The sequence below is a fragment of the Nonomuraea sp. NPDC049625 genome, assembly GCF_040675285.1.
GTDB classification, from domain to species: domain Bacteria; phylum Actinomycetota; class Actinomycetes; order Streptosporangiales; family Streptosporangiaceae; genus Nonomuraea; species Nonomuraea angiospora_A.
Genome location: NZ_JBFAOQ010000004.1, coordinates 876,839 through 890,836, shown reverse-complemented (window position 1 = coordinate 890,836; position 13,998 = coordinate 876,839). Strand labels below are relative to the sequence as shown.

10 protein-coding genes and 1 pseudogene are annotated in these 13,998 nt (G+C 69.7%); 3 read left to right on the top strand and 8 right to left on the bottom strand.

The annotated features are described in order from the left end of the window. Positions 1-85: 85 nt before the first annotated feature. Positions 86-883 (bottom strand): annotated as a pseudogene (locus AB0J87_RS22495) (transposase); the annotation flags it as partial. A gap of 113 nt (positions 884-996) precedes the next feature. On the opposite strand from AB0J87_RS22495, the gene AB0J87_RS22490 reads away from it, so the two are divergent. After that, positions 997-1,581 carry a TetR family transcriptional regulator gene (locus AB0J87_RS22490; RefSeq protein WP_363967848.1) on the top strand — a complete coding sequence of 195 codons (585 nt, stop codon included), beginning with the start codon at positions 997-999 and terminating at the stop codon, positions 1,579-1,581. A gap of 256 nt (positions 1,582-1,837) precedes the next feature. Here AB0J87_RS22490 and AB0J87_RS22485 read toward each other — a convergent pair whose 3' ends face one another. The 3 genes from AB0J87_RS22485 to AB0J87_RS22475 form a co-directional block, all read right to left on the bottom strand. After that, on the bottom strand, positions 1,838-3,322 hold the full coding sequence (locus tag AB0J87_RS22485) for an AMP-binding protein (protein WP_363967846.1): 1,485 nt from the start codon (positions 3,320-3,322) through the stop codon (positions 1,838-1,840). A gap of 17 nt (positions 3,323-3,339) precedes the next feature. Further along, positions 3,340-4,395, bottom strand: a complete 1,056-nt coding sequence (locus tag AB0J87_RS22480; protein ID WP_350724484.1) for an LLM class flavin-dependent oxidoreductase — start codon at positions 4,393-4,395, stop codon at positions 3,340-3,342. A gap of 683 nt (positions 4,396-5,078) precedes the next feature. Continuing rightward, positions 5,079-5,666 (bottom strand): GNAT family N-acetyltransferase, encoded by a 588-nt coding sequence (locus tag AB0J87_RS22475; protein WP_363967844.1) that lies wholly within the window; start codon positions 5,664-5,666, stop codon positions 5,079-5,081. 696 nt (positions 5,667-6,362) lie between these two features. Between AB0J87_RS22475 and AB0J87_RS22470 the strand changes: the two genes are divergently transcribed. Continuing rightward, positions 6,363-7,256, top strand: coding sequence for a DUF1963 domain-containing protein (locus AB0J87_RS22470; RefSeq protein ID WP_363967842.1), 894 nt, complete (start codon positions 6,363-6,365; stop codon positions 7,254-7,256). A 111-nt stretch (positions 7,257-7,367) separates the two neighbouring features. Here AB0J87_RS22470 and AB0J87_RS22465 read toward each other — a convergent pair whose 3' ends face one another. After that, positions 7,368-8,285, bottom strand: a complete 918-nt coding sequence (locus tag AB0J87_RS22465) for an aminoglycoside phosphotransferase family protein (RefSeq protein WP_363967840.1) — start codon at positions 8,283-8,285, stop codon at positions 7,368-7,370. 112 nt (positions 8,286-8,397) lie between these two features. Continuing rightward, a complete protein-coding gene (locus AB0J87_RS22460) occupies positions 8,398-9,576 on the bottom strand; it encodes an MFS transporter (protein ID WP_363967838.1) in 1,179 nt (392 codons plus the stop codon). A gap of 73 nt (positions 9,577-9,649) precedes the next feature. Here AB0J87_RS22460 and AB0J87_RS22455 point away from each other — a divergent pair, with 73 nt between their 5' ends. Next, positions 9,650-10,672, top strand: coding sequence for an ROK family transcriptional regulator (locus tag AB0J87_RS22455; RefSeq protein WP_363967836.1), 1,023 nt, complete (start codon positions 9,650-9,652; stop codon positions 10,670-10,672). Positions 10,673-11,170: 498 nt separating this feature from the next. Here AB0J87_RS22455 and AB0J87_RS22450 read toward each other — a convergent pair whose 3' ends face one another. Both AB0J87_RS22450 and AB0J87_RS22445 read right to left on the bottom strand, forming a co-directional pair. Beyond that, on the bottom strand, positions 11,171-12,304 hold the full coding sequence (locus AB0J87_RS22450) for a M20 family metallopeptidase (RefSeq protein ID WP_363967834.1): 1,134 nt from the start codon (positions 12,302-12,304) through the stop codon (positions 11,171-11,173). A 10-nt stretch (positions 12,305-12,314) separates the two neighbouring features. Beyond that, positions 12,315-13,934, bottom strand: a complete 1,620-nt coding sequence (locus AB0J87_RS22445; protein WP_363967832.1) for an AbgT family transporter — start codon at positions 13,932-13,934, stop codon at positions 12,315-12,317. Positions 13,935-13,998: the final 64 nt, after the last annotated feature.

The following is a 13,998-nucleotide window of genomic DNA, read 5'->3' as shown; positions in this document are numbered from 1 at the left end:
GGCCGACAGATCCAAACAAGGACACCATGGTCTGTTCTCGCGCGGGTCAAGCCGGGGCTCGAAGCGGCACACCACCATCCTCACAGTTCTCACGGACGAGCCGAGTGGTGAGCTTGTGCAGGAAATCCCGGCGACGGTCGGCGATCCGGGCGTGGACGCGAGCGACCTTGAGCCGAGCCTTGGCCCGGTTGGCGCTCGCTTTGGCCGTGCGGGCGAGCGCCCGCTGTGCTCTGGCCAGTTTGCGCCGGTCGCGGCGTTCGTGGCGGGGATTGACGATCTTCTCTCCGGTGGACAGTGTGGCCAGGGCGGTGATGCCCGCATCCACCCCCACCGTCTGCTCCACCGGCGGGAGGGGAGTGAACGTTTCTTCCACGAGCAGGGAGACGAACCAACGGCCCGCCGCATCGCGCGAGACGGTCACCGTGGACGGGGCGACGCCCTCCGGCAGCGGACGCGACCAGCGAATGTCGAGCGGCGCGTCCATCTTGGCCAGCCACAGCCGGCCTTCGCGCCAGCGGAAGGCCGAGCGGGTGTATTCGGCCGACACTCGCGACTTCTTGCGCGATTTGAATGTCGGGTACTTGGCCCGCTTGGCGAAGAAGTTCGCGAACGCGGCCTGCAGGTGGCGAAGCGCCTGCTGCAACGGCACGGAGGAGACCTGCGACAGAAAGTCGTAATCGCCGCTGCGTTTCCATGCTGTGAGGACCGCCGACGACTCCCCGTAGGAGACGCGACGCCCTTCGATGGCGTAGGCGCGAGTGCGCTCCTCCAGCGCCTTGTTGTAGACGAGGCGGACACAACCGAACGTCCGGGCAAGCTCGTCAGCCTGCTCGGGGGTCGGGTAGAAGCGGTATCGGTAGGCCCGCTTCACGGCCTGCGCCACAGTTAAAATTCTAGTACGCGATCAGTTACGCGCTGTGCATATGTTAGATGCCGCTGCATTGTTTCCACGTACCCCCGCCCTGAAGGACGGGCTTCCTTGCTCAAGGAGATTTGATGAGCGATCGTCCGGGCCTGCGCGAGCGGAAGAAGGCCAAGACCAGGGCGCTGATCCAGAAGGAGGCGCTGCGGCTCTTCCGGGAGCAGGGGTACGCCGCGACGACGGTCGAGCAGATCGCGGAGGCGGCGGAGGTGGCGCCGAGCACCGTCTTCCGCTACTTCGCCACCAAAGAGGACCTGGTGCTGGTCGACCAGTTCCCGCCCTTCATGCAAGCGCTCCAGTCTGTCCCCGCCCACCTCAAGCCCGTCCCGGCGATACGGGCCGCGATGCGGGTGATGCTGGCCGGGCAGACGGCGGAGGAGTTCGCGGAGAGCATGGAGCGGGAGAAGCTCATGTTCACGGTGCCCGAGCTGTGGGCGGCCAGCCTGGACAACATCAGCGGCGTGGTCAGGACCATGCACGAGCAACTGGCAGCCCGGGAGGGCCGGCCGGCCGATGATCCGGAGCTTCGTAATGTCACGGGGGCGATCGTGGGGGTGCTCATGGCGGTCTGGCTTGACTTGGTAAAGGATCCGGGTCTGGACGCCTCGGTCGAACTCGACAAAGCCCTAGCTCACCTGGAAGCGGGCCTCCCCCTGTAACCACCACCCACCTGGCCCCAATCCGCCCAGCCCACGCCCACCCGGCCACGCCCACCCTCACGCGTCCACCCTCACGCGCCCACCCGGCCCGCTGTCCATCCAGGCTCGTCCGGCTACACCCGCCCGGCTAAGCCCCCAGCCATCGCACGCCGCGTCCGCCGCCCCCGTCTGTCCAGCGCCCGCCCTCCCGCGCCCGTCCACCCGCGTCCATGCGCCCGCGTCCATGCCGCCGTTGGCCGGTAGCGGCAGCCTGGGGTCAGGTGCCCGGGTAGTTGCCGCCGCCGTGTGCCGAGTCCAGGGCGTCGTAGTCGGGGGTGAAGCCGCGCTTCGGTATCGCGTCCACGAACGCCACGTGGCTCGGCTTCTTGTACGACGCCAGCTGCGTCCTGACGTGCTCGACGAGCTCGTCCGCCGTGGCGGTGGCGTCCGGTTTGAGCGCGACGACGGCCTTGACCGCCTGGTGCCACGTGGGGTCCGGGACGCCGATGACGGCGGCGTCGGCCACGGCCGGGTGGGATTTGAGGGCGCGTTCCACCTCGGCCGGGTAGATGTTCTCGGCCCCTGATTTGATCATCCGGAGCTTGGGGCCGATGAAGGTGATGGTGCCGTCGGGTTCGCGGCGGCCGAGGTCGCCGGTGTGGTGCCAGCCGTACGCGGACTTGGCCGTATTTAAGTCGGGCCGGGCGAAATATCCGGAAAAGAGGGTCTTGCCGCGGGCGCAGATCTCGCCCACCTCGCCGGGCGGCAACTCGGTCCCGTCCGGGGCCAGGATGCGTACCTGGACCAGCGGAGAGGGACGTCCCGCGAACCCCGAGCCCCCATCGGCCAGCCCGAGGAACGTGAGCATCCCGCCGACCTCGGTCTGCCCGTACCCGCCCATCTTGGACCGGCACCAGGGAGAGTCGTCCACCGTGATCATGCTGTCCCACTCGGCCGAATGGGAGACGAACCTCAGCGACGACAGGTCGTACTTGCCTCCGGCGTTCGCGGCCGTCACCGCGTCGATCATCGGCCCGAACAGGAACGCCTGCGTCACCCGCTCGGCGTCGATCAGGCGGCAGACCTCTTCGGGGTCGAAGGCGGGCGTGAACACGTTCGTGCCGCCGATCTGGAACGTGGCCAGGCAGAACATCATCGTGCCCACGTGGAAGAGGGGGCCGTTGTTGAGGAACGTGAAGCCGGGCTCCATCTGGCGTACGACGAGGAGTGAGGCGCTGTGGGCGACCAGGGCGGCGCTACTGAGCAGGGCCGCGTTGGGGCGTCCGTCGAAGGCGGCGGTGTAGAGGGCGAGGACCGGCTCGCCGTCGTCCACCTGCGGGAAGTCCCTAGGGGATCCGCCGGCCACCAGTTCCTCGTACTCGTCCCCGGCCCGCACCCACGTGCTCTCGGACACGGCCGTGGTGGCGTCCGAAGGCTCCCATACGACGACCTTGGGGGTCAGATCGGACAGTACGAACCGCAGCTCGTCCTCCGACTGCCGCCAGTTGGCCGGGCAGAGGATCGCGCCCAGCCGCGAGCAGGCCAGCAGCAGCTCCAGCACGGCGTGGGAGTTCTGGCCGAGCCACACCACCCGCTCCCCGGCCGCCACACCCCGCCCCGCCAAGGCGTCAGCGAGCCGGGTCACCCGGGCGTCGAGCTCGGGGTACGTACGCCGTACATCCCCGTCCACCACCGCCGTGACCTGGGGACGGCTGCGGGCGTGATCGGCGAGGAGGTCTGACAGGGACAGGCTGTGGATCATCTGAGCCTCCCGAGGGGTTACCGGAACGCGGGCATGACTTCGGCGGCGAAGAAGCGCATGATCCGCTTCATGTCCTCCAGCGGCATCGGGCGGGTGCTGCCGAAGTCGCACAGGAGGTTCGAGAAGCCGGAGTCCCGCAGGAGGGAGATCTGCTGGATCACCCGCTCCGGGTCCCCGATCACGTCCAGTTGCTCCCAGCGGAAGTCGGTCGACAGCGTGCCGCCCTTGAGGTAGCGATCCTGGTAGTACTCGAAGCCCTGCGCGGCCCGGCCGGTCTTCGGGTCGATGGGGGCGCTACGTTCGTTGAAGATCCGCGAGCGGTCGAACGACGCCTCGAACCGCGCCTGGTCCTCGCGTGCCTGTTCCAGCGTCGGCGCCACGTACACGCTGCGCGCCACCACCAGCTCCGCGCCCTCGGGGTGGCCCGCCTGCGCGGCCGTCTCCCGCCAGGTCTCCGCCGCCTTGACGACCTTGCGGAACGGCGCCGCCGGGTCGGCGAGAATGGGCAGCCCGCGCTCGGCGTACATGGTCACGGTTTCGGGGGAGACGGCCGCCACGTGCAGCGGCGGGTGCGGCGACTGCAGCGGCCTCGGGACGAGGCTCACCTCGGAGCCGGTTTTGTAGAACTTCCCCTCATGCTGGTACGAGTCCTGCGTCCAGAGCCCGAGGATCACCTCCAGCGCCTCGTTGAACCGGTCGCGCGCTTCCGCCAGGTCTATCCCGAACCCCTCGAACTCGAAGCTCTGATACCCCCGCCCGATCCCCAGGTCCAGCCGCCCTCCGGAGAGCACGTCCACCATGGCGGCCTCCTCGGCCACGTGAACCGGATTGTGCAGGGGCAGTACCACGATGCCCGTGCCGAGCCGGATGCGGGAGGTGCGGGCGGCGGCGTGGGCCAGCATCGTGAACAGGTTGGGGACGACGCCGTAGTCCCGGAAGTGGTGCTCGGCCAGCCGTACCCCGTCGAACCCCAGTTCCTCGGCCAGCTCGACGAGCTCCAGATGGTAGTCATAGACGTCCTTGAAGCCATGGCCGTCGAAGCGGTGGAAGAGGTGGAAGGTCGAGAACTTCATGCGGCGACCTCTCGGCAGGCGACTAAACCAAGCGCTCGCTTGGGAGCGTACCACGCCAGCCGGCAAAACCCCCAGGGCCTCCGGGGTTGCCTCAGGGGAACCGCATGGCCTTCCACGAAGGGGGCACTTCGCGCCAAGGAGTTCCAGACAGCGCCTCCCAAGGGGGCAAGCCCCTTTCGATCCCCCGAAAACCCCGCTCGCCGCCCCCACCCCTTGTCCGGTTACCGGCTTGACCTGCTGGAGCCCACCCAAACCCCGCTCGCTTCGCTCGCCAGTCGACTGCTCGTTGCGTGGTTACCGGATGGGCTCGCTGGAGCCCTCTCCCGCCCGCGAGAGGACGGTCAGCCTGCGGATCGGTGCGGCAGGCGCCTATGCGAAGCGATCGAAGGTGCCGGCCGCGACGCCGGAGGAACCGCGATCGTGGGCGGCTACACCCCTGTAAGGGCGTTCATACTGGTCCCGTTGACGAGCTCGCGCTTGTCGATCAGGCGGCGGATCCCCGTGAGCGTTACCCATTCGGTGCGCTCGGCCTCCCATGCCTCGGTAAGCGAGCGGAAGTGTGGCTTCTCCCTTGAACTGTCGAGCGCTCGCGTCGCCGGCCTGCGGTTCGCCATTCGTCATCGGGACGGTCACTGGTCTTGCTGCCTCATGCGAAGTGGCGGATTTCGGAAAACGGGACGCTGCTACTCCACGCTCACGGATTCAGCCGCCGCGTTCGTGCGTACGTGCAGGTGCCCCTCGGTGGGGAATCCGGGGGGTTGGGCGGGGAGTACGGAGCGCAAGCCATATCGGCATTTCTCCGCCACGCGGCAAGAAGCATGGTTGTCCACGGCATGAAGCAGATCGAGGCGTGTCAGAGGCCTCATGCACTGCGGGCCGAGCGCCCAACGCGAAACGGCCTCAAGGGCGCGCGGAGCGATTCCTCGGCCTCGGACCTCAGCCGAGATCCAGTAACCCACCTCCGCCGAGGCGGCCGTGGGATCGGCGCCTCCCTTGACCACGATGTGGCCGACCGGCTGGTCGGCTTCGCTCTCGCCACTGTTGCGCTCCAGTATGGCGAAGCTGAATCGGACGCCCGCGGTCCACCCTTCGTTCTGATCATCGATCCATCGACGGGCGTCCGCCTCGCTGAGCAGAGGGGCGGTCAACCAGCGGCGCAGGAGTGGATCACGATGAGCCGCCACGAGGGCCACAGCGTCCTCACCTCGCCACGGTCGCAGGCGCAACGCAGGCGCGGACACAGTCGGCTCCACGGCCAGGACGACGGTCATGACACTCCTTGATCGATGTCTCCACCGACTCGCTGCGAGGACGGGGCCGAACACCTACATCGGCGGCCGGAAGCAATCCTCGCCACGTCAGCTGAGAACTCGCCACCCGCTTTTGCCGGAGCGCCCGAGAACCCGCCACTTCGGATGAGAACCCGCAGGAAGTGCAGACCGGCGGGCGCCCTTATACGCGGGTGAAGGATTTTCCACCCGGGTGGAAGATCCTCCGCTCTGGATGCAAAACACCATACCCATGCCAGACCGATCGCTTTGTGCCGCGAGCCATTTCCAGGTTTCGGCCACCCGACCGCATGCCAGGCAAGGCCGGCAATACCGGAGGCATCCCGGACCTCATCCGACCATACGGCCCCTGTCTGTTCCTCACACATAGGCTCGGTTGGTGCTGACCTTCGCCTTCGATGTCGGGGAAACCATCGTTCGCGACGACCGGCGACTGGGTGGACATCCCCGCCACACGCTGAGGCGGCGGGTGGTGAGCCGGTTCTCCAGACCTTGACGTGCAGCGTCGCAGCTTGCCATAGCCGTTCATCCAGGCATGAGGCCGTCTTCGCCCGGCGACGGCGCCATCAGCGCGCCGCACCATGTGTCGGACCCAGCCGATAAGGTCCTCGCGTCCGGAACGGAACGTCATCGGAGAAGTGAATGATGGCCCGCCATACTCCGCCTCGGCCGGTAGCTGTGGAGGAACTCTTTCCCGAGCTGAAGCCGCTCGGCAGAAACGCGCTCCGGCTGCATCCGCGTGCGGGAAACCCGTCGTACGAGGACAGTTCTGTCGGAGGGCCGCTGAGGTGGCCGGCCGATGAGCCCTGGCCGTGGTGCGCCGAGGACCACTACTTCGACGACGGTCTGGAGGACGCCACCCGCCACGAGGCGGTGGTGCCCATGGTGCCGGTCGTGCAGCTCTACGCGGCGGACGCGCCCGGTGTGCCGTTCCCGCGGGGAAGCGATCTGCTCCAGGTGCTGTGGTGCCCGTTCAACCACGGGGAGGAGCCCGCCGAGCGCTGCCCCCTTCCGCAGGTGCGCTGGAGGAACGCGGCTGACGTCCGCCGTGTGCTCGTCACACCCCCGGCACCCGCTGACGCTCCCGAGGGCCACGTTCCCATCCCCTGCGTGGTGCACCCGGAGCAGGTGACGGAGTACCCCGACTGGGACGACATACCGCAGGAAGTGCACAACAAGATCGATGACCGGCTGCGCCGGTTCGAGGAGACTGCCGGGTGGTCGTACTTCTACCACCTCAGTGCGGCCCCCGGAACCAAAGTCGGCGGTCATCCGCACGGATGGAACGGCCCGACGACCTGGCTCAGTTGCGAGAGGTGCGGGCAGCCCATCCAGCATCTTCTGACCGTGGCCTGTGATGAGTTCGACGGGGAGTCCTGGCGGACCTGGCTCCCGGTGGAGGACCGGCCCGACGACGACAGCGGGCCGGAGATCTACCTTTCGAGGTCCGAACGAGCCGAGGCCGCGCACAATCCGCCCGGCCTGATGGTGTCGGGCGGGGGCAGTGTCTACCTCTTCGAGTGTCGTTCCTGCCCCGATCGCCCAGTTGAGCACCTTTTCTATCTCAACTGAGCAAGATGAACAGGATTGGGCCTGCGCCCTCCGCCCGAGTTGGCCGCAATGCCCGCCAGAGCAGCCCGGTTCGGGCGGGTGGCGTCCTCGGGGCCAAAGATCCCGCACTTTTCAGGTGGCGCGGAAGTCCGTGATGATCTCGTCGAGCTGGCGCAGGGCTCTGTCGACGCGTACCGGATCGGCGTAGTAGGGGTCGTCGGGCACCGGGAGCGACGACGCGAGGCCCCAGCCGCGGCCCCGTGCCCACGTGGCGTCGTCCACGCCGAGCGTCTCCCGGTAGACGTCCCGAGCCGTCGGAGGCAGGAACGTCCACGCGGGCAGCAGGTCCACGGCGGGATCGCCGACGGCGAGCGTGCCGAAGTCGATGATGGCGCTCAGCCTGCCCTCGACGGTCAGGAGGTTCCCGGGCGCGAGGTCGCCGTGGATCCACACCGGCGGGCCGCCCCAGGCGGGGGCCGCCAGAGCCGCCTCCCACACGGCCGTCACCGCGCCGGTGTCGACGAGCCCGCGTAGCGCTTCGATCTTGGGGCGTACGCGGGCCTCGACGGCCACCGAGTCGCGCTCGTCGCCCATCGGCACGCCCCGGAACGCGTTGCTCCACGAAGGCCCGGGGCCGCCGGCCGCGTCGATCCGCTGCAGCGCGTTCACGAACCCCGCCAGCTCCTTGGCCGCCTCGACGGGATCGGCGAGGTCTTCCGTGGTCTCACCAGGCAGCCACCGATAGACCGACCAGGGGAACGGGTAACCCTCGCCGGGCTCGCCCTTCGCGAGCGGCTCGGAGATCGGCAATGGCAGGTGCGGGGCGAGCCGCGGCAGCCATTCGTGCTCGCGATCCACCTGGCCGACCCACCGGGGATAGCGCGGCAATCGTACGGACATGTCCGGGCCGAGCCGGAACGTCGTGTTGTCCATCCCGGACCGCGGCACGGGGGAGAGGGGCAGATCGGCCCACCGGGGGAACTGCGCCGCCAGCAGACGGCGTACGAGAGCCTCGTCGATCAGCAGGTCGTCAGGGGTGGGCGTCGACACGGACGGCTCCTTCTGATGGAGGAGTGCGAGCAAGCTCGGGAGGTTGTCAGGGTTGGGCGTCGACACGGACGGCTCCTTCTGATGGAGGAGTGCGAGCAAGGTCGGCAGGTTGTCAGGGTTGGGCGTCGATACGGACGGCTCTTTCCGGGGGAGAGGTGCGGGAAGGGCGCAAGACAGGGGCGAGCAACGTCAGCAGCACGACCACGCACGTGATCAGCGCGAACGCGGCGGGGTAGCTGAGCGCGCCCGCGACCCAGCCCGTCACGGCCGGGGCGATCAGGCCCGACAGGTACGTGATCGTCGCGACGCCCGCCACGCCCTCGCCCGGAGTCGTTCCCGCGTTGCCCGCCGCCGCGATCACGAGTGGCACGATAACCGCGATCCCCAGTCCGACCAGGGCAAACCCGGCGATACCGAGCGCGGGCGTTCGGGCCGCGACCACCAGGACGCCGCCGACCGCCGCCACGGCACCGCCGGCCCTGACCGTCGCCGCCGGACCGAGCCGGCGGATGACATGGTCGCCCAGCAGTCGCGCGCTCGCCATGCAGAGCATGAAGACGGTGTATCCGGCGGCGGCCAACCCGGGGCCGGCGTCGGTGACGGCGGTGAGGTAGACGGCGGACCAGTTCGAGCTGGCCCCCTCAGCGAACGTCGCGCAGAACCCGACCAGCCCGATCACCAGGATCCCTCGCGTGGGGAGCGCGAAGCGCCGTGGCGCAGGCGCGTCGCGTACGGAACCCGTCATCCCGCTGTCGGGGAGAAGACCGCGCCCGGCCGCCGCCCCGAGGCCGAGTAACGCGAGCGACATGACCCCGAGGTGGATTCGGGCGTCGATGCCCGCATGCGCGGCCAGGGCGCCGAGTCCGCCGGCGGCCAGGCTGCCGACGGACCACATGCCGTGCAGCCCCGACATGATCGAGCGGCCGAGATGCCGTTCGAGGAGGACGGCGTGCGCGTTCATGGCGACGTCGCACATGCCCGCCGACGCCCCGAACAGCAGGAACGCCCCGAACAGCCACACGGGCGACGGCGAGAGCGCGGGGAGGGCCAGGCCCGCGCACCACAGCGCGAGGAGGACGCGTGTGGCGGCGCGGTTGCCGAAGCGGTAGGCGAGGCGGCCGGCCATCGGCATGCCCACGAAGGCGCCGATCGACGGGCACAGCAGCGCGAGGCCGAGGGCGCCTGGGCTGAGGTGCAGGTGCTCCTGGATCCAGGGGATGCGCGTGGACAGGCTGCCGGCTACGGCGCCGTGCGCGACGAAGACGGCCGCGATGGCACGTTGATGGCTCATGGCCTGAAAATTATCAGGCAGGCTTCCTGATGAAAAGAGGTTTCAGGCAGGGTCCCTGATTATTATGAGGACCGTGAAGACCGCCACCCCCGCCCTGGCCCGAGCGATCAACGACCGGCTGGCCCTCGACCTGCTGCTGGAGCACGGCCCGCTGACCGCGCCGCAGCTCCGCACGCTGACCGGGTTGTCCAGGCCCACCGTGTCCGACCTGATCGAACGGCTCATGGCAGGCGGCCTCGTCGAGATCACCGGCGAGAGCGGCGAGGACCGGCGGGGCCCGAACGCTCGCCTGTACGGACTGGTGGCGGACCGGGCCCACGTGGCCGGGGTGGACGTACGGCGCGACGCCGTCAACGTCACGGTCGCCGACATCACCGGGCGAGTGGTCAGCGAGGCCAGCACGACGATCGGCGCGAGAGCCGACCTGGCGGCCCTCATCGCAAAGGTGGTCGGGGGCGCGGTGGGGCGACGCGCGCTGGACACGGTCGTGGTCGGCGCGCCGGGGCTGGTCGATCCGCGTCACGGGGAGCTGGTGTCACCCAACGACGTGCCGGGGTGGCGGCCCGGCATGATGGGGTCCGTACGCGAGCGCCTGGGCGTGCCCGTGATCCTGGAGAACGAGGTCAACCTGGCCGCCATCGCCGAGCTCCGCACCGGAGCCGCCGCCGGGAGCGAGGACTTCGTGCTCCTCTGGCTGGACGACGGGGTGGGAGCGGCGGTCGTTCTCGAGGGCCGGCTGCGCCGGGGTGCGTCGGGCGGGGCGGGGGAGATCGGGTTCCTGGAGGTCGGGGGCGTGGCGTTCTGCGAGCTGTTGAACGCCGAGATCATACGGAGGTTCGACCGGGACGAGCTCGCCCGGCGGATCGCCCAGGGTGCCTTCGCCTACGCCACCCTCCTCGACCCGGGGCTTGTCGTCCTCGGCGGGACGACGGGGCATGAGGGTGGGGATGTGCTGGCCGAGCTGGTTGCCGACCACCTGCGCGCCCTGGCCCCGGCGCCGACCGAGGTCCGCGCCAGCACGGTCACGGGCAACGCGGTGCTCCAGGGCGCCGTGCTGACCGCCCTCGACCTGACCCGCGACCGCGTCTTCGGCTGACTCCCCGCGTCCCGCCCGGAGGGGCTGCCCAATCCCGAGTTGCAGGACAAGACGGCCGTGGAATGGGCGCCGGAGGTCCGGGCGGAGACCCAGGTCGAGGCGCTTGGAGGTGGATCAGCGACCCGTTGAAAGGCGTCTCCGGGGGAGCCGCTGTGGGGTCGTTGGGCGAGGGCATGCGCCGACCGGGCCGTTGAAGATCCGCTTGTGGCGGCCCGGCCGTTGACGTGCCGCTTGCGGTGACCCGGACGCAGGGGTTGCCCCGTCCCGAGGCCACGTCCCGTTCGGGGGTCGGCGGGGTTGGGCCGCTCTGAGGTCGTGTCTCGTTCGGGGGCCGCTGTGGGGTCGTCGGGCGAGGACATGCGCCAACCGGGCCGTTGACGTGCCGCACGCGGTGACCCGGCCGCATGGGCTGCCCCATCCGAGGCCACGTCCCGTTCGGGGGTCGGCGGGGTTGGCCCGTCCCGAGGTCATGTCCCGTTCGGGGCCAGGGGGTGGTTGTCAGGCGAGGGCGGTGATCAGGCCCATGGTCAGCGCCGTGCGCTCCGCGATGTGCTCCACCAGCACGTGCTCGTGCCGCGCATGCGCCCCGTCCCCCACCGCGCCCATCCCGTCCAGCACCGGCCGGCCCAGTGCCGAGACGAAGTTCCCGTCGCTGGCGCCTCCCACCGACACCTCGTCCAGCAGCCATCCGAACCCGGCCGCCACCTCCCGCGCCTCCTTGAACAGCCGCTGGGAGGCCGCGTTCGGCGTCATGGGCGGGCGGTTCCACTCCCCGGTGGCCGAGATGGTCACCCGAGGGTCCGACGCCTTCAGGCCGGCGAAGACGTCGTCGATGCGTCCCATCTCCGCCGGATCCGTGACGCGTACGTCGATTCCGCAGCTCGCGTCCCCGGCCGTCACGTTCCGCCCGGTGCCGCCGCTGATCAGGCCGACGTTCACGGTGGTGCCGCGCTCGCGGGAGCCGGCCTGGGCCAGGGTGGTGACGATCTCGGCCAGGGCGTGGATGGCGCTCGCCCCCGCGTACGGGTCGAGCCCCGCGTGGGCCTCCACGCCGGTCACGCTCACGTTGAACAGCCCCACGCCCTTCCTGGCGGTCTTGAGCGCTCCCTCCTGGGAGGCCTCGAAGACCAGGGTCGCCAGCGTGTCCTCGCTGGCCGCCTCGATGTGCGCGCGGGAAGCGGGGCTGCCGATCTCCTCGTCCCCGTTGAAGAGGTAGCGCACGCTCGGATGCGGCAGCCCGAGTTCGCGCAGCCCGCGCAGGGCCCAGATCGACTGGACGAGGCCCGTCTTCATGTCGAACACGCCGGGCCCCGTCGCCTTGCCGTCCACCACCGCGAACGGCCAGGCGGCCAGCGTCCCGGTCGGCCAGACGGTGTCGTAGTGGCTGAGCATGAGCACGGTGCCGGGCGCGGTGCCCCGGTAGGTCAGCTCCAGGATGTCGCCGTAGGACCCGCCGTCGTGCAGGACCTCCTCGTCCGGCGTCCCGAGGCGTTCGACGGCCCGGCCGCGGATCTCGCGCAGCCCCTTGACCAGCATGGCCTTGTCGTAGCTGTGGGTTTCCAGCTCCACCGTGGCCTTGAGGTCGTCGAGCATGGCCGGGAGGGCCTGCCGGGCCCAGTCGGTGATCAACACGAGGTCCTTTCTAAGGAATCGGCGCTCCGGGGCCGAGCGGGATGCCGAGCCACCAGAATGCGAAGAACAGCAGCGTCCAGACGACGAGCAGGGTGAACGAGAGCGGGATGGTCATCGAGGCCAGTGTGCCGATCCCTGCCGAGCGCCGGTAGCGCTGGAGGAAGCCGAGCGCCATCACGAAGTACGGGCTCATCGGCGTGATCGCGTTGGTGCACGAGTCGGCGATGCGGTAGAGGGCCTGGGTGTATTCGGGCGGAATGTTCAGCAGCATCAGCATCGGCACGAAGACGGGGCCGACGAGCGCCCACTGCGCGGACCCGCTGGTCACCACCAGGTTGATCAGGGTGACCACGACCAGGATGCCCAGGAACACCACGGGCCCGCTCACCCCGGCCGACTTCAGCAGGCCGGCCCCGTCGATCGCGATGATCTCGCCGATGCCGGTCCACTTGAAGTACGCCAGGAACTGTGAGATCGCGAAGAACAGCACCAGGATCGGCGCCATCTCGCGGAACCCGTGGGCCATGAAACCGGGGATGTCCCGGCTGCCGGTGATCGTCCCGGCGGCCTTCCCGTACGCCCACCCGACGGCCAGGAACGCCAGCGCGAGGAAGATCGCGATGGAGGTGAGCAGCGGCGACTGCACGATGCCGCCGTCCTTGCCGCGCAGCGGCGACCCGGCGGGCAGCACGGCCGCCACCACGGCGGCCACGTACACCACGAGCGCGATCAACGCGGCCCGCAGCCCCTTCCGCTCCGAGACGCTGAGCGCCAGCGCGCCCAGATCCTCGTCGAAGGAGGTGGAGGAGCCGGTGGAGCCGGGGGAGGCGGTGGAGGTGGAGGAGGTGGAGGAGGTGGAGGAGGCGGGGGAGGGCTCCGGGTCGATGGGCATCGACTCGACCCGGCGCGCCAGCACGCGCTCGGTGACCAGGGTGATCGTGGCGGCCAGCACCAGGGAGGAGGCCAGCGAGAAGAAGTAGTTGGCCAGCGGCGTGACCGTGTAGGCGGGATCGACGGTGTGCGCGGCGGCCGTGGTGAGCCCCGACAGGATGGCGTCGGTCGGCGTGATCAGCGGGCTGGCGTCGTAGCCCGCCGAGATCGACACGAACGCCACCACGATGCCCAGGATCGGGCTGCGCCCCACCGCGCGGAAGGCCAGCGCGCCGAGCGGGATGAGCACGACGTACGCGGCGTCGGAGGCCACGTGCGCCACCATGCCGGTGAACGCCAGCGCGAACGTCACCCACTTCGGCGACACCCTCGACACCCCGGAGCGCAGCACGGCGGCCAGCAGCCCCGAGCGCTCGGCGACCGCGACGCCGAGCATGACGACCAGGATCGTGCCGAGCGGCGGGAACGAGGTGTAGTTCGTGACCGCGTCGCCGACCATCATCCGGACGCCGTCGGCGGACAGCAGGTTCTTGGCCACGACGGTCTTGCCCGTCGCCGGGTTGACCGCCGACACCCCTGCCGCCGCCAGACCCCAGCTGACCAGCGCCAGTAACGCGGCCAGGATGACGAACAGCCAGAACGGATGGGGCAGCCTGTTGCCCAGCCGCTCGATCCCGCCCAGCACCCGGAGGAGACCGTTCAGGGACCGCGAACCTGTCACCGTCTCGGACGCGCTCACGGGCACGCCTCCTTCCCGCATTTCGGTCAACCATTACACGCGGTAAGGAAGCGTCCTGACAAGA